The sequence below is a fragment of the Vibrio sp. R10-SF1-ISO8 genome (assembly GCF_059833805.1).
On sequence record NZ_JCBDHL010000021.1, the window covers coordinates 1,203,940 to 1,219,252 of the forward strand.

The 15,313-nt window shown below is 43.8% G+C and carries 15 protein-coding genes; 8 read left to right on the forward strand and 7 right to left on the reverse strand.

Annotated features, from left to right (window positions below; all coding sequences use genetic code 11):
* Position 1 precedes the first annotated feature (1 nt).
* The 4 genes from AC6R00_RS23655 (at position 2) to cobB (ending at position 3,912) form a co-directional block, all read left to right on the forward strand.
* Positions 2-1,069, forward strand: a complete 1,068-nt coding sequence (locus AC6R00_RS23655) for a formate dehydrogenase subunit gamma (RefSeq protein ID WP_500642193.1) — start codon at positions 2-4, stop codon at positions 1,067-1,069.
* A complete protein-coding gene (locus tag AC6R00_RS23660) occupies positions 1,053-1,469 on the forward strand; it encodes a hypothetical protein (protein ID WP_500642194.1) in 417 nt (138 codons plus the stop codon). Before AC6R00_RS23655 ends, AC6R00_RS23660 begins: the two co-directional genes overlap by 17 nt.
* A gap of 315 nt (positions 1,470-1,784) precedes the next feature.
* Positions 1,785-3,005: an ammonium transporter gene (locus tag AC6R00_RS23665; protein WP_500642195.1), complete on the forward strand. Its 1,221-nt coding sequence runs from the start codon at positions 1,785-1,787 to the stop codon at positions 3,003-3,005.
* A 169-nt stretch (positions 3,006-3,174) separates the two neighbouring features.
* On the forward strand, positions 3,175-3,912 hold the full coding sequence (gene cobB / locus AC6R00_RS23670) for a Sir2 family NAD+-dependent deacetylase (protein WP_500642196.1): 738 nt from the start codon (positions 3,175-3,177) through the stop codon (positions 3,910-3,912).
* A gap of 15 nt (positions 3,913-3,927) precedes the next feature.
* Here cobB and AC6R00_RS23675 read toward each other — a convergent pair whose 3' ends face one another.
* The 6 genes from AC6R00_RS23675 to potA form a co-directional block, all read right to left on the reverse strand.
* The gene (locus tag AC6R00_RS23675; RefSeq protein WP_500642197.1) at positions 3,928-4,710 is read right to left on the reverse strand and encodes a GGDEF domain-containing protein; all 783 of its coding nucleotides are present in this window, start codon (positions 4,708-4,710) and stop codon (positions 3,928-3,930) included.
* A 95-nt stretch (positions 4,711-4,805) separates the two neighbouring features.
* Complete coding sequence (locus AC6R00_RS23680; RefSeq protein ID WP_239854923.1) at positions 4,806-5,843, reverse strand: extracellular solute-binding protein; 1,038 nt, start codon at positions 5,841-5,843, stop codon at positions 4,806-4,808.
* 186 nt (positions 5,844-6,029) lie between these two features.
* The gene (locus tag AC6R00_RS23685; protein WP_500642198.1) at positions 6,030-7,064 is read right to left on the reverse strand and encodes an extracellular solute-binding protein; all 1,035 of its coding nucleotides are present in this window, start codon (positions 7,062-7,064) and stop codon (positions 6,030-6,032) included.
* Between the two features lie 119 nt (positions 7,065-7,183).
* Positions 7,184-7,954: a spermidine/putrescine ABC transporter permease PotC gene (gene potC / locus AC6R00_RS23690; RefSeq protein WP_004745941.1), complete on the reverse strand. Its 771-nt coding sequence runs from the start codon at positions 7,952-7,954 to the stop codon at positions 7,184-7,186.
* On the reverse strand, positions 7,954-8,814 hold the full coding sequence (potB, locus tag AC6R00_RS23695; protein ID WP_500642199.1) for a spermidine/putrescine ABC transporter permease PotB: 861 nt from the start codon (positions 8,812-8,814) through the stop codon (positions 7,954-7,956). The genes potC and potB overlap by 1 nt, the downstream gene beginning before the upstream one ends.
* Positions 8,795-9,928 (reverse strand): spermidine/putrescine ABC transporter ATP-binding protein PotA, encoded by a 1,134-nt coding sequence (gene potA, locus AC6R00_RS23700; protein WP_500642200.1) that lies wholly within the window; start codon positions 9,926-9,928, stop codon positions 8,795-8,797. Before potA ends, potB begins: the two co-directional genes overlap by 20 nt.
* A 371-nt stretch (positions 9,929-10,299) precedes the next feature.
* On the opposite strand from potA, the gene AC6R00_RS23705 reads away from it, so the two are divergent.
* Genes AC6R00_RS23705 through AC6R00_RS23715 form a run of 3 tightly spaced genes read left to right on the forward strand, consistent with a single transcriptional unit; the run spans position 10,300 to position 12,625 of the window.
* The gene (locus tag AC6R00_RS23705; RefSeq protein ID WP_004745937.1) at positions 10,300-11,103 is read left to right on the forward strand and encodes a DUF2189 domain-containing protein; all 804 of its coding nucleotides are present in this window, start codon (positions 10,300-10,302) and stop codon (positions 11,101-11,103) included.
* Complete coding sequence (locus AC6R00_RS23710) at positions 11,096-11,941, forward strand: glucosaminidase domain-containing protein (RefSeq protein ID WP_500642236.1); 846 nt, start codon at positions 11,096-11,098, stop codon at positions 11,939-11,941. Before AC6R00_RS23705 ends, AC6R00_RS23710 begins: the two co-directional genes overlap by 8 nt.
* Positions 11,942-11,968: 27 nt before the next feature.
* Positions 11,969-12,625, forward strand: a complete 657-nt coding sequence (locus AC6R00_RS23715; protein WP_500642201.1) for a DUF2987 domain-containing protein — start codon at positions 11,969-11,971, stop codon at positions 12,623-12,625.
* A gap of 37 nt (positions 12,626-12,662) precedes the next feature.
* Here AC6R00_RS23715 and AC6R00_RS23720 read toward each other — a convergent pair whose 3' ends face one another.
* On the reverse strand, positions 12,663-14,063 hold the full coding sequence (locus AC6R00_RS23720; RefSeq protein ID WP_500642202.1) for an MATE family efflux transporter: 1,401 nt from the start codon (positions 14,061-14,063) through the stop codon (positions 12,663-12,665).
* 341 nt (positions 14,064-14,404) lie between these two features.
* Between AC6R00_RS23720 and ttcA the strand changes: the two genes are divergently transcribed.
* Positions 14,405-15,298, forward strand: coding sequence for a tRNA 2-thiocytidine(32) synthetase TtcA (gene ttcA / locus AC6R00_RS23725; protein WP_500642203.1), 894 nt, complete (start codon positions 14,405-14,407; stop codon positions 15,296-15,298).
* Positions 15,299-15,313: the final 15 nt, after the last annotated feature.

Sequence of the window (15,313 nt, forward strand, 5' to 3'; positions counted from 1 at the left end):
CATGTTTTCAATGTTTAAACGTGCATCTCTTGTAATGCTGTCAATGATGGCAGCATTACTCTTTGCTTTATCGCTGCCTGCGCATGCTGAGCAAAAAGAGTCTGAAGTTGCACAACGTGAAATGACCCAATTGGCAGGAGCCGATTTCTGGCGTCAAGTTCGTCAAGGCGAAGAGGGCTACACGACGTCTCAGTTCCCTGAGCATGGAATGCTAATTAGTACCCCAGGTCAAACTTGGTACATTTTGAAAGAGAAATGGATGTCACCAGCGGGAGCTGTGGCAATTTTCGGTAGTATCGCATTCGTTACCTTAATGTACATTGTGATTGGGCCTCTCATGTTGAGCGCGCCAAGAACAGGTAAGAAGATCAAACGCTGGTCTAGACTGGATCGCGCCTTGCACTGGAGTATGGCGTTTACCTTCTTAACACTCGCGTTTAGCGGGCTGATGTTGGTTTACGGTAAACATTTCCTTAAGCCGTACATTCCGTCTGAGCTGTGGGGCTTCATCATCATGTTGGCGAAGCAATACCATAACTACATTGGCCCCATCTTCTACGTGTTACTGCTATGCGTGCTGATTAAGTGGTGGCGTAAATCAATCTTTAAGAAAGTCGACATTGCTTGGTTTATGAAGTTGGGTGGCATGGTCGGTAAACACAAAGGTTCACATCCTTCTGCAGAGTTTTCAAACGCAGGGGAAAAAGCACTATTTTGGCTGCTTATTGTTGTGGGCTCTGTGGTTGCGATTAGTGGTCTAGTGTTAGATTTTCCAATCTTTGGTCAAACCCGCCGTGATATGGAGCTGTCTAACCTCGTTCATATGTTGGCGGCGCTCATTCTGATCTGTGGTTTCGTGTTCCATATTTATATCGGCCTGTTCGGTATGGAAGGTGCACTAGAAGGTATGGTGACAGGTGAGGTTGACGAAACCTGGGCGAAAGAACACCACGATCTTTGGTATCAAGAAATGATGGAAAAAGAGCGTCAAGAACAGGGAGTGAATGTTACGGCTAATAACTCTGATAACCCAGTAAAAGGAGCGCAGACAAATGAACAAACCTCATAAGGGTATTTGGGTTGCGTACATCCTAAGTTGCTTTACACCGTTTACCTGTTTAATTTCAGGTGTGATAGCCATCATTTATGCGGGATACCGTTTAGATAAGGGAGAGGATGGGGAGGTCATTGACTCTCATTACTACGGGCTGATTAGAACCTTCTTCCTTAACCTTACTTACTTCGTTGTGTTGATCATTACGGTCGCGACGTCGAATGGTGTTCTGATCGGTGTAAATGACTACTGGTATAAGAGCCATTTGATTGATGACATCGCTTACTATATTCCTTATGTAGGCATGTTATTCGGTTTGATTGCCATCGCGTTCTGGTTTGTTCGTATGTTCCAAGGTATGAATAAGCTTAAAGAGAACCAACCATTTAGCTTCGCTAAAGGTCCAAATCTTTAAATTTGAACTCAATCTAAATAAGCCCTGAACATTCAGGGCTTTATTATGCACCACAATAACCCGCCTCATTCTGGTGCGCTTATCCCCATAACCGTGCATTGCTTCACCAAAGGTGTGCGTCCGATTCCTTTAGCTGATTTCTAGCTACTAGATAAAATATCGATTATTCATAAGCTTAGTTCTAATTTATAGAATCATAACTTACTGGCATGTAACTTGCCGTATCAGTGCTTCAAGCAACATCACCAATGTGGTGAGCAACGTTATATGACGCACAGGAAAAGTGCGCGACAACAAAAATGGAGACTTATACGAATGAGCGTAACAGCAAGTCAGGTTCATGGAGCCGTTCAAACCCTGACTCAAAGTTCGGACACACTTTTTCTTCTTCTTGGTGCCATCATGGTGTTCTTAATGCACGCTGGCTTTGCCTTTTTGGAAGTTGGTACAGTAAGGCATAAAAACCAAGTAAATGCGTTAGTCAAAATCCTTGCTGACTTTGGTATCTCAGCGCTTGCTTACTTCTTTATTGGCTATTGGGTTGCGTACGGTGCTAACTTTTTCGCAGATGCTCAAACTTTGTCACAGGGTAACGGATACGAGTTAGTTAAGTTCTTCTTCCTACTTACTTTTGCTGCTGCTATTCCTGCCATTGTTTCTGGTGGTATCGCTGAGCGTGCACGTTTTTATCCTATATTAGTCGCCACATTCTTTACGGTCGGATTAGTTTATCCGGTATTTGAAGGCATGATCTGGAATGGTAACTTTGGCTTGCAAGCATGGTTTGAGGCGCAATTTGGTTATGGCTTCCATGACTTCGCTGGTTCAGTCGTGGTACATGGCGTTGGCGGTTGGATAGCATTAGTTGCCGTTATCTTCCTAGGTATGCGTAAAGGGCGTATTAGAGCAGGGAAACACACCAACTTCGCACCTTCGAACATCCCATTTTTGGCATTGGGTGCATGGATTCTCTGCGTCGGTTGGTTTGGCTTTAATGTGATGTCAGCGCAAACATTGAATGGTATCAGCGGGCTAGTTGCCATGAACTCATTGATGGCGATGGTTGGCGGTATCGTTGCAGCGCTTATCGCGGGTAAAAACGACCCGGGCTTTATTCATAACGGTCCTTTAGCGGGACTTGTGGCAATTTGTGCCGGTTCTGATCTAATGCATCCTATCGGATCGCTCATTACCGGCGGCGTTGCGGGTGCGTTGTTTGTTTATCTGTTTACCTATCTTCAAAACAAAACCAAGATTGATGACGTACTTGGCGTATGGCCTCTGCACGGCGTTTGTGGAGCGTGGGGCGGTATCGCAGCAGGAATCTTCGGTCAAAGCGCGCTAGGCGGGTTAGGAGGCGTGAGCTTTACCGTTCAGCTACTTGGCACTATTGCGGGTATTGCCATCGCAGTGATTGGGGCGCTCATAGTCTACGGAGTTATCGATAAAATATCTGGTTTACGCTTGTCAGAGGAAAATGAGTTTAACGGAGCAGACTTAGCCATTCATAAGATTTCAGCCACAAACGAAGACTAGTCTTTCGTTCACTCAATTGATAAGGCAGCCAAGTTAGGCTGCCTTTTTGTTTAACCTCACAAAAGCTAGGTAAAACATTGCATATTTCGACCATGGTCTAACTTGCAGCGCTAGGGAAGAGGGAGAGTCAATGCTAAGCTAATCTCAAGAACAGTAACAAGGAAGTAGTATGAATTTCCCGTATCGTAATGTCGTTATTTTAACTGGCGCTGGAATCTCTGCTGAGTCAGGCATCCAAACTTTCCGTGCTCAAGACGGTTTGTGGGAAAACCATCGAATCGAGGATGTTGCCACTCCAGAGGGTTTCGAACGTAATCCCGATTTGGTTCAAGACTTTTATAACCAGCGTCGTCTAGGGCTGCAAGATCCATCAATCGAGCCGAATGCTGCTCATATTGCCTTAGGAAAGCTTGAAGCGCAGCTCGAAGGCTCAGTAACGGTTATCACTCAAAACATCGACAACCTTCATGAACGTGGTGGGAGCAACAATGTCATTCATATGCATGGTGAATTGCTGAAGTCGCGTTGTAGTGAGTCTAATCAAGTTATTGAGGAAAAAGGTGAAATCAAAACTGGCGATCTTTGTCATTGCTGTCAGATCCCTTCGCAGATGAGACCTCACGTGGTTTGGTTTGGTGAAATGCCACTAAGAATGGGGGATATTTATGCCTCATTGGAAGCAGCAGACTTGTTCATTTCAATCGGTACATCTGGGGTAGTCTATCCTGCGGCAGGCTTTGTCCATGACGCAAAAATGCATGGTGCACACACCATAGAAATTAATCTTGAGCCGAGTGCCGTTGAAAGTGAGTTTGAAGAGAAGCGTTACGGCAAGGCGAGTATTGAAGTCCCTAAGCTAGTAGAAGAGATTTTAAGCCTACAGCAACCAGACGTAAAACATGCTTAGTGAGTAGTAAAACTCTCAACGTTTTCGTCGGGAGTTTTTCATTTCATACATTGCTTGATCGGTTTTCTCTAATGCCTCACTCAGCTCATTTTTTGATGTCGCCTCAATACCATAGCTGAAACGAATGCTTTCACCTTCTAACTCTTGTTTGAGTTTATCGACAAACTTTCGTCCTTCAGTTGGCTTAACGACGACAACAAATTCGTCACCACCAATTCGAAATGCTTGTTCATGCCGATCAATGATCTGATTGATTGCCTGTGCAAACCGGATAATCATTAAGTCTCCAACAGCATGGCCTTTATTATCATTAACTGCCTTTAAGCCATCTAGATCTAAATAGATAAGATCAAACGTCTGCATTCTGATATCAGACAATTTTTTTCGATTATAGAGGCCGGTTAGTTCATCTATACAAGCATCATTGTTTATTTGCTTGATCAGTTTAGTAAAGCCAAATGCAATTAAAAGGTAGGCGATTTGGAGGCTGCCATCTTCAATCATGGTATCAACCAGATCGTATTCATCTGAGATTGCATCGAGATAGCTGACTTCGGTTAGGACGTCGTATGCTTGATTAAAGATGAGTAACAAGAAACCGTATTTGATGTAGCCATTGTCGAGGATCGTGTTCCTAGAAATAACAAAGATAAAGATCAGAACAAAGAGGGTATTGCTTTCAAACCAAACGTCATTGCGAGAGTCGATATAGTCGCTATGAGTTAAAAACGCTATGAGAGTAGACGTCGCAAACAGTAGGCATAATATTATCAATATGACTTTATACCTTCTTTTCATAGCTCATCCTTAGCTAGCTTTAAGAGGTGTCCCTCAAATACAAAAAAGAGCGGCTTCTTGCCGCTCTTTAAGTATATAACTGATATCTAAAGTTGTTAGTTATCAACTTTTAGCTTTTGGAAGTACTCGTCATAAAGTACGCTTGCTTCACCCACTTCATCTTGCCAAGTACCACTATCCATCACTTCTTGAGGAGGGAAGATGCTTGGATCGTTTGCGAATTCTTTAGGCAGTAGTTTGTGAGCTGTCGCTACAGGTGTAGGGTAGCCAATCTCTAGCGCAATCTTAGCTGCGTTTTCTGGGCGAAGTAGGAAGTCGATCATCTTATGAGCCGCTTCAACGTTTTTCGCTTCTGCAGGAATAGCTAGGCTGTCCATCCAGAAGATAGCGCCTTTTTCTGGCCATACGATATCGATCGATGCACCTTCTTGGCGAGCCATGTAAGCAGAACCATTCCAAAGCATACCTAGTGAGACTTCACCTGCTAGATATGGGTTCGCTGGGAAATCAGAGTTAAACACTAATACGTTAGGCATTAGTTTTTTAAGCTCTTCGTAAGCGGCTTTAATTTCGTCTGGGTTAGTCGTATTTGGCGAGTAACCTAGCTTAGTCAGTGCAATATGGAAAACTTCGCGTGAGTCATCCATCAGCATGAGTTGACCTTCCCACTTGCTATCCCAGAAATCATCCCACTTAGTCACTGATGATTTATCTAGCATGTCGGAGTTGATACCGATGCCTGTCGCGCCCCAAATGTAAGGGATCGAGTAATTGTTGTTTGGATCAAAAGGTTTGTTTAAGAAGTTTGTATCCAAGTCAGCAAAGTGAGTAAGTTTCGCTTTATCGATTTGCTGTAGCATACCTTCTTTGCGCATCTTAGATACAAAGTAAGTAGACGGTACTACTAAATCGTAACCAGAACCTTGAGTCTTAAGCTTGGCGTACATGCTCTCGTTAGACTCGTAAGTCGAGTAGATGACTTTAATTCCGGTTTCTTTTGTAAAGTCTTCAAGAACTTCATTTGGAATGTATTCAGACCAGTTGTAGAAATAAAGCTCTTGATCAGCGGCCATTGCCGGCGCAGCGAATAGCGTCGCAGCACATAGTGCGCCTGCGTAGAATTTACTTTTCATTGGTTTTCCGTTTTATCTGTGTTTATCAGCACACAGTCACTCCGAACTGAGTACTCTGAAAAAACATGATTATTAAACTTGCTTGTCGTAGCGACAAACCTAGCAACGGGTAAGTATATCAGCCAAAACAAAAATAGGCAGCTTCTGCTACCTATTTTTACTTTGGTCATTTACCTAGATGAAGGATTATTGTCCTGCTTTCAGTTTTAAGAAGTACTCTTCATACTTAACGGTTAAATCACCGACCGAGTCTTGCCATTCAACGCGATCCAAATCTTCTTGAGAAGGAAATAACGGCGCGACATCTTTAAACTTCGCGTTTGATTCTGCTACTGCTGTCAGGTAGCCCGTGTCACTTGAGATTTGCTCAGCGATTTCAGAACGGAGTAAGAAGTCGATCATCTTATGCGCCGCGTCTACGTTTTTTGCACCGGAAGAGATGGCAAAGTTATCAACCCAACCAATGCCGCCTTCTTTTGGGAAAACTAGTTTAAGGTTCATACCTTCGTTTTGTGCCGCGGCCGCAGAGCCATTCCACAACATACCAACGCCAACTTCACCTGACATAAATGGAGCACCTGGGTTGTCAGAGTTGAACACTAAAACGTTCGGCATTAGCTTTTGCAGTTCTGCATAGGCTTCGTCGATCTGTTTAGGATCGGTTGAGTTACCTGAGTAACCTAGTTTGCGCAGGGCAATATGGAACACTTCACGCGTGTCGTCCATCAGCATCAACTGACCTTCAAGTTCTGGGTTCCATAAGTCTGCCCAGCTTGTGAAGTCGTTAGGATCGTACATATCTGCATTGACCGCTAGACCAGTAATGGCGACTACATGTGGGATAGAGTAGTCGTTGTTTGGATCGTAAGGTTTATCGAGATAGTTAGTATCTAGGTTTTTGAAGTTATTCAACTTAGACTTATCGATCTTCTGCAACATACCTTCATCACGCATCTTAGCGACAAAGTAAGTGGAAGGAACCACTAAGTCATAACCTTGATTATGCGTTTTTAGCTTCGCGTATAAGGTCTCATTGGATTCATAAGTTGAATAGATAACCTTAATACCTGTTTCTTTGGTGAACTGTTCTAGGATATTACTGTTGATGTAAGGTCCCCAGTTCATAAAGACGAGTTCTTTGTTTTCGTCCGCAGCCACTGAACCGGAGAACAGGGAAAGCGCACATGCACTACCAGCTAATAGAGTAGCCCATTTTTTCATTTACGTTAGCTCCAAACCAAACGTTGCCTTTCGCGCAAATGATATCTGCGCTATTCAGCAGTAGATAGAAAAACAGAATGACTGATAGCCATTCTGTTTAGTGAATTACATGCTAAGTCTTATTTTACTTTTTCTCTGGCAAGTAGCTGAGAGGCGACCACCAAGATCAAAGAGACAATCAACATGACTGTTGCAAGGGCATTCACCTCTGGTGAAATTCCCACTTTAACCATCGAGTAGATCTTCAATGGCAAAATCTCATAGGTTGGCCCTGTGACGAATGAACTGATAATTACGTCGTCCAGAGACAAGGTAAAGCTCAATAGCCAGCCCGCGGCGACTGCAGGTTTAGCCAGCGGTAGAATAATCTGCTTTAGGATAACCCATTCACTTGCCCCCAAATCTTTTGCCGCTTCTAGCATCTTCACGTCAAAGCCATTCAAGCGGCTGTATACCGTCACTACGACAAACGGCAAACAGAAGGTGATATGCGCGATTAATAGCGTAAAGAAGCCCAGTTGAGCGCCAAGCACTAAGAATAACGCTAGCAATGAAATCGCCATCACAATGTCCGGTGACATCATGACCACGAACAACATGCCATTTACCGCGCCTTTTCCTTTAAATGAATAACGGAATAGGGCAACCGCGGTTAAGCTACCAATAATGGTTGCAGCAGTAGCAGAGAACACCGCGACATTAAGTGAATGCCAAGCTGCCTGCATTAAACTGTCGTTGTTAACTAAGGTTTCGTACCACTTAGTGGTAAAGCCACCCCATTTCATTCCGAACTTATTGGCATTAAATGAGTTAACGATCAACACAACGATTGGCAGATACAAAAACGCATATACCAAGGTCATAAAGCTAAATCTAACTGTACGTCCCATCAGTCTAGCTCCACTTTCTTATTCAATAATTTACCTGCGCGATAGTAGGCATAAAGCATAATCGCCATCGCGATGGTTAGAGCAATACTGGTCGCCGCGCCGAACGGCCAATCTCGAGCATTCAGCACTTGGCTTTTAATCACGTTACCAATCAGCAAGTTCTTCGCCCCGCCAAGTAGATCAGAAATGTAGAACATGCCAAGGGCTGGGAGTAGCACCAACAAACAGCCACCAATAATACCCGGCATCGTAAGTGGTAGAATAACCTTAGTGAACGTCTGAAACTTGTTCGCTCCTAAGTCCTTTGCTGCTTCTAGATAGGTGTGATCTAACTTCTCTATCGCAGAGTAGAGCGGCAAAATCATAAATGGCAGCAGAATGTAAACTAAACCAATCATTACTGCCGACTCCGTATACATAAGACGAATTGGTTTATCGATAATTTCCATTGCCATCAATGACTTGTTAAGAACGCCTTGTGTTCCTAAGACAATCTTCAAACCGTAAGTGCGGATCAGTGAGTTAGTCCAAAATGGCACAATCACCAAAAACAACATTACCGGACGCCACTTCTCTGGCATTTTCGCCACGATATAGGCAAATGGGTAGCCAATCACCAAACATAGCAAGGTCGCAATAATCGCCATGTAGAATGAATGCCAAAGCACCTTGGCGTAGAGAGGATCCATCAAGCGGATGTAGTTATCCAACGTGAAGGTCATCTCGATTAAGTTTGCTTCATCACGAGTTAGGAAACTGGTACCAATAATCATCACATTGGGTACCAATACAAAAAGCGTTAGCCAACCAACGATTAACGTGATGATCGCGTTTTGAAGGCTAAACCTCTTGGCTTTCATTGAGTACGACCTCCCAACTTTCAACCCAAGTGATCGCCACTTTTTGACCTAGAGAGTGGTCGACATCAGGATCGTCTTCGTTGAAGAACTCACTCACCATCACTCGCATACCCGATTCTAGCTCAATAACAGAATCCAAAGTCATTCCTTTATAGGTGCGTTCAGTAACGTGGCCGACAATGCCTTTCTGTTCAGACTCTTTAATTTCTTCGATACGTAGGTCTTCTGGGCGAAGTAGTACTTGCAGTTTGTCACCGCTAACGGCAGGTTTATCGTAGTAAACCACCGACTCAACACCTTCAATCTCAGCGCGAATACGCTTCTCGTCGATACGCTCAATCATGGTGGCGTTGAACACATTGATTTCACCTATAAAGCGCGCAACAAATAAGTTTTTCGGCTCTTCGTAAATCTCACGCGGAGAACCGTCTTGCTCAACCACGCCGTCACGCATAACAATAATGCGGTCTGACATCGATAGGGCTTCTTCCTGATCGTGAGTAACAAAAATAAAGGTAATACCTAGCTGACGTTGTAATTGCTTAAGCTCGATCTGCATCTGTTTACGCAGTTTGTAATCCAGCGCAGACAACGACTCATCAAGCAGCAACACTTTTGGCTTGTTGACAACGGCACGTGCAATTGCGATACGCTGCTGTTGACCACCAGATAACTGGTGAGGTTTACGCTGGGCCATTTTCTCAAGACGAACCATACGTAATGCTTCCATTACGCGAGGCTCAATATCGTCAGATGGCACTTTTTGCATGCGTAGGCCAAAAGCCACGTTTTCAAAAACCGTCATATGAGGGAAGAGTGCATAACTCTGGAATACAGTGTTTACATGCCTTTGCTCAGCAGGAACTTGAGTTACGTTTTGGTCAGCAAGGATAATTTCGCCTTTATCTGCGGTTTCAAAACCGGCAATCATCCTCAACACGGTTGTTTTACCACAACCAGAAGGGCCCAAAATCGTTAGAAACTCACCATGATTAACATCAAGGTTAAGATTTGCGATGATCTCCTTACCATCGAAACTTTTGCTAATTCCAGTCAGTTTAACTACTGGTTTTCCTGCATCTTGTTTAGCGTTCAACGTCTGTTTTTCTCCCACCTTGGTCACCGATTTGAAATGACCCGTCGTTACACAAATTCGAGGCGCGCATCATAATCACCAAAATTGTGAATTCAAAGCATTTTCTTATTCTGAAACACAAAAATTTTTGCAGGTAAAAGTAAACATTCCTTACCATACTCTCTGTATGCTAAATAAACCGCGCATTCAGAGGAGAATTTCCTTTATTTCTGAGTCAGATATCTATACTGATACGATGCGTTTAGTGGTTAATTATCAACCAAACAGTCGATAAAGCAAGCAGCAAGGCGAGATCCGATTTTAGACTGAGTTTGGTTGACGTATAATGAAGCCAATTTTTTATCAACAAGTTAGCTTGGTTATTGTCAAATCAGGCACTGGATTCAAGAATGAATAATGACATTGAAAAAGACTTCAACTTAGGTGGCAGCGTAGAGCGCGCACTTTCGGGCGACTACGAACTTAAAGCCGGCGAGGTCTTTAAGGAGGCTTGGCAACACACAGTAAAGCACTTCCTTTCTTTTTCTCCAGCGATAGTGGTGCTGATTGTACTGCAGTTGGCTATTTTCTACATCGCGCTTAAATTGCAGTTAGGTAACCCGGGGATCATTATTGATGCCGTTACCAATCCAGACGCCTTTGATCCAAGCATCTTCAACGCGATTATGGTGGCCAACTTTAGCTACGAAGTAATTAGCGCCCCAATTTATGCAGGGATTTCTTTGATGGCGATGAGCCATGCCGCCGGCCTGATGACCAAACCTCGTCATATTGGCAAAGGCCTGCAATACACAGTGCCAGTCATTCTAGCCACCTTGTTTAGCTTGCTCCTACAAGGTATAGCAGGCATGATTTTCCCTCTACTGTCTCTATATTTGTCACTCGCATTTACCAACTCCATTCTTCTGATTTGTGAAAAGCAAGTGCCACCGATGCAATCTCTGCTTCTATCGCTTCGTGCAGTAAATAAGAAGATCTTCGTTCTAGCTGGAATATATTCTGTTGTCTCAGTCATGTTTGTTGTTGGTATGATGTTCTACGGCTTAGGGCTAATTTTCGTCCTGCCTTTCTTCTTCCACGTGAAGGGAATCGTATACCGCAATATGTTTGGCATTAAGTTAAAAATTATTGCTTCTGATAGACCAAAAGATGAAGACGACAATGACAACGATTCACAAGTGTTCAATGCGTAAAAGTGAATTCATTGCTATTGCTGCAGCTGGCGTTATCGCCGGCTGTAGTTTTTATGGCTATGAACAAAACCAAGCCGAAGAGCGTGAACGCCGTAAACAAGCGCAAGTCGCTGAGCAACAAGCTCCAGAGTTTATTGGCAAGTCTATCGGAGCCGCTCCAGACTTTTCTGCGATCAAAGATGTTAAGCAGAAGAAACAAGCGTTTTTTGATTACCTAAGACCGGGAATCGCTTTAGAAAATCAGCGAATTGTTTCTGAACGCCAACGCTTAGATTCGATTAGAGATAATTACCAATCAGGCTCTATCACTGCCTCTGATACCAGTTATGCTAAGCGCTTAGGCAAACTGTATAAGGTTGAACTGCCTGCTGAAGGTGTCTCTCAAGAGTGGCTAAACAACATGCTCCATCGTGTGGATGTGATACCTGAAGCCTTGGTACTTGTTCAAGGGGCCAATGAATCCGCTTGGGGGACATCTCGCTTTGCAACGCAGGCCAACAATTACTTTGGCCAATGGTGTTACAGCACTGGATGTGGCCTAGTACCCCTACAACGCGGACAAGGCATGACTCATGAAGTCGCGAAGTTTAGCTCAGTTCAGCAGTCTATTCATGGCTACTTCATGAATGTAAATCGAAACAATGCTTACAAAGCGCTACGTGAGATTCGTTATCAACGTCATCTCAATGACCAAAGTTTGACCGACACGGATGCAGCAATGGCTTTAACCAATGGATTGCTTAAATACTCTGAACGAGGTGAGGCATACGTCAACGATTTGCAAAGCATGATCAGGCACAATCAGCAGTTCTGGGATTTACCCTTAGCCAATCAATAGAAAGCTAAATCAATAAGAAAGAAAGTAATGAAAAAAGTATCGTTAGCGATTTTAGCCGCAGCCTTATCAACCGCGGCAGTTTTGCCTGTTCAAGCTCAAGAATACATGTTCACTTACTCCAAGCTGTTTTCCCATATGAAGCAGAATGCCAAAGAAGGACATGATGATGTAAAAGTGGGGTTCTTTTTCCTCAACGCAGACACTAAACAACTGTGTGATATTGAAAAAGCATGGATGGAAAAAGAAGAGCACTACGAAGAGCTAACTATCTCTCCGTATAAAGAAGTGATTGTCCCGCTCGATAACAACTTAAAATCTGCCAATCCACTTGTATTTGTTCATACTCCAATGGATATGCGTTGCGACTTCTCTATGGTTGTGATGACCAAAGAACCGTTCTCAGGAGAGATAAGCTACGATCAAGTGAAAGTGCTTTTGCCTCAAATGCAGGCGATTTTAGAGCAGCTTGGTGGAATGTTCGCGAGTTGGTTTACACCGGATGTAGAAGGCGTCACGTTAGAGTTCCCGAACAAGCTGAATTCACAAATTCAATTCTCAAACGGTACAACAAAACAAATTATTGATGGTAAGGTTCAAGTTGCACTTGATGAAATAGGCGAGGGCGGCACCATGACCCTTCCTCAGGAAACTTCACGAGTACTTCCGTATTTACCAAAAGCGTAAAAGCTAAAAGGGTCGCAACTTGCGACCCTTTGTTCATCTATACCATAGCTTGGCTTAACTTCTCACTCACTACGCGTTGCTGATTGCGCCTGATCACGACGAAGAGGCGTATTAGCATTGCAAAAGCAGCAGTTGAAAGCCCGATGACGATCCCAATCCAAAAGCCTTTCTCACCCATAGCGGGAACTAGGTAATCCGTTAATCCCAAAACCATACCAAGTGGTAGTGCCAATCCCCAGTAGGCTAAAATCGCAAGCATCATCGGCACTTTGGTGTCTTTATACCCGCGAAGCGCACCGTTAGCCGAGGTTTGCAGTGCATCGCTAAATTGATACATCGCCGTAAACACCAGTAGAGTTGCGGCGGTCGCAGAAACAATAGGATCCGTTGTGTATAAGCGGATGATCCACTCAGGAAATAGAAGGAAGAATGTGACGGACATTAATGACAGCAATGCTGCGGTCACGACGCCGACATAACTTCGCATCGCAGCAAGTTGATCTTTTTGTTCACCAAGGGCATGTCCCACACGTATCGTGATGCCAAACGAAAGACTCATTGGAATCATATATGTCATGCTAGAAATGTTAAGTGCTATCTGGGCTGCCGCCACGTTCTCTGCACCAATTCGTCCGATAAGCAAGGCGATCACCGCAAAAATACTACCGCATACTGCAATATTGAGTCCGATGGGAAAACCTAGCTTAAACAGGTGACTGATCTCACTCCAAACTGGCTTTAGCTGTCCAAAATGAAGAATACGCTTATAGTGATGATGATGTTTTATGTAGCTATAAAGTAAAGTGGACATCAGCCAATAAACAAGGCTTGTCGCCCACCCACAACCAACAGCACCAAGAGCGGGTAAGCCAAATTTGCCATAAATGAGTATGTAGTTGACTGGAATGTTTACAAGCAGACCTAAGACAGAAATAAGCATAGGTGCGCGAGTATTGTTCATCCCTTCACAAAAACCATTTAGGGTATAGAACAGCGCGATGCCAGGAACACCAAACGCCAAAGCAACGACATAATCGCTCGCAATAGGAATAATCTCTTGTGCCACACCCAGCGCAACCAGTATGTTTTCGCCCAGCACGAGGTATACCATCAAACAAGCGCTCACGAACGCTGATAGCCAAAGCATTTGAACGAATGCGATCCGAACTTTATCGAGCTGTTGAGCTCCTCGATGGTAGGCAACGACTGGCGTAAGCGCCATGATGATACCACGCAGTAGCAGTGAGACAGGTAACCACAAGCTTGTACCAAGCGCGATCGCCGCAAGATCAGCTGCGCTGACTTGACCAGCCATTGTGGTGTCAACAAAGCCCATGGCCTGTGTCGCAAGCTGCATAAAGATGATAGGGATCGAGAGATGCAACAGCGCACCCGATTCCTTAAAAAGACCAGAAACAGAAAAAGATGTGTTTTGCATGAAAGTAGATAAACACCAATATCAATGTACCAATGGAGGCAGGATGGCGACGTACATTGTAGGGTGTGCCTGTTAGACATCGGAAATATACGGGCTTTTGTGTTGTGATTCAACTCAAAAAAACGCAGCAAGATAAACGTTTGCGCTTAAACAACTGGTATCACAATGAATCGCTTACTTTTTCTGATAGCAAATTGCGCTAAGTCAGTCGAAGCCAATAATTCATCTTTGAGAATCAATGAAGCATTTAATCCTTGTGAAAAAGCTCGTATAATCCACGCCCCAAATAAAACACTTAGGAAGTGCTACTGTCGACTTGTTCGGCAATGTGAGAGCCCGCAATGAATCAAAAAGATACACGTAAAGAAACCTTAGAATTCAACAAACTTCAAAAGCGTCTGAGAAGAAATGTTGGAAATGCTATTACAGAATACAACATGATCGAAGAAGGCGATGTTGTAATGGCATGTATCAGTGGCGGTAAAGATTCATTTGCGATGCTTGATATTCTGCTTAACCTACAGAAAGCAGCACCGATCAAGTTTGAAGTCGTCGCGGTTAACTTAGACCAAAAGCAACCAGGATTCCCAGAGCACATCTTGCCAGACTACTTCGAGACGCTGAACATTCCTTACTACATAGTAGATAAAGATACTTACTCAGTGGTAAAAGAGAAGGTTCCTGAAGGCAAAACAACTTGTGGTCTTTGCTCTCGCCTGCGTCGCGGTACTTTGTACTCATTTGCAGAAAAAATCGGCGCAACCAAGCTTGCACTTGGTCACCACATGGATGACATCGTAGAAACCATGTTCCTAAACATGTTCCATGGTTCACGATTAAAAGCGATGCCACCTAAGCTACGTTCAGATGATGGTCGTAACGTGGTAATCCGTCCTTTGACTTACTGCCGTGAAAAAGATCTGATCAAATACGCGGAATACAAAGATTTCCCTATTATTCCATGTAACCTTTGTGGCTCTCAGGAAAACCTGCAGCGTCAATCGATCAAAGCAATGCTAATTGATTGGGATAAAAAGACACCAGGCCGCGTAGAAGCCATCTTTAAATCAATTCAGAATGTAAGCCCAAGCCAGCTTGCAGATAAAGAGCTGTTTGATTTCGTCAACCTTCCATTAGACCGTGAAGGCAGCCGCGAAGAATACGAGTTTAGCGAAGCGACTGTCTCGTCAACCAACATCGACGAATCTATGTTTATCGACGTTACCAACATCTAAAACGGCATTTCACTC

Excerpts from the sequence above, each read along its gene's own strand:
- cobB (WP_500642196.1), top strand. The coding sequence starts at position 3,175 with ATGAATTTCCCGTATCGTAATGTCGTTATTTTAACTGGCGCTGGAATC.
- ttcA (WP_500642203.1), top strand. The coding sequence starts at position 14,405 with ATGAATCAAAAAGATACACGTAAAGAAACCTTAGAATTCAACAAACTT.
- potB (WP_500642199.1), bottom strand. The coding sequence starts at position 8,814 with ATGAAAGCCAAGAGGTTTAGCCTTCAAAACGCGATCATCACGTTAATC.
- potC (WP_004745941.1), bottom strand. The coding sequence starts at position 7,954 with ATGGGACGTACAGTTAGATTTAGCTTTATGACCTTGGTATATGCGTTT.
- AC6R00_RS23715 (WP_500642201.1), top strand. The coding sequence starts at position 11,969 with ATGAAAAAAGTATCGTTAGCGATTTTAGCCGCAGCCTTATCAACCGCG.
- AC6R00_RS23660 (WP_500642194.1), top strand. The coding sequence starts at position 1,053 with ATGAACAAACCTCATAAGGGTATTTGGGTTGCGTACATCCTAAGTTGC.
- AC6R00_RS23705 (WP_004745937.1), top strand. The coding sequence starts at position 10,300 with ATGAATAATGACATTGAAAAAGACTTCAACTTAGGTGGCAGCGTAGAG.
- AC6R00_RS23680 (WP_239854923.1), bottom strand. The coding sequence starts at position 5,843 with ATGAAAAGTAAATTCTACGCAGGCGCACTATGTGCTGCGACGCTATTC.
- AC6R00_RS23665 (WP_500642195.1), top strand. The coding sequence starts at position 1,785 with ATGAGCGTAACAGCAAGTCAGGTTCATGGAGCCGTTCAAACCCTGACT.
- AC6R00_RS23720 (WP_500642202.1), bottom strand. The coding sequence starts at position 14,063 with ATGCAAAACACATCTTTTTCTGTTTCTGGTCTTTTTAAGGAATCGGGT.
- AC6R00_RS23655 (WP_500642193.1), top strand. The coding sequence starts at position 2 with ATGTTTTCAATGTTTAAACGTGCATCTCTTGTAATGCTGTCAATGATG.
- AC6R00_RS23685 (WP_500642198.1), bottom strand. The coding sequence starts at position 7,064 with ATGAAAAAATGGGCTACTCTATTAGCTGGTAGTGCATGTGCGCTTTCC.
- AC6R00_RS23675 (WP_500642197.1), bottom strand. The coding sequence starts at position 4,710 with ATGAAAAGAAGGTATAAAGTCATATTGATAATATTATGCCTACTGTTT.
- AC6R00_RS23710 (WP_500642236.1), top strand. The coding sequence starts at position 11,096 with ATGCGTAAAAGTGAATTCATTGCTATTGCTGCAGCTGGCGTTATCGCC.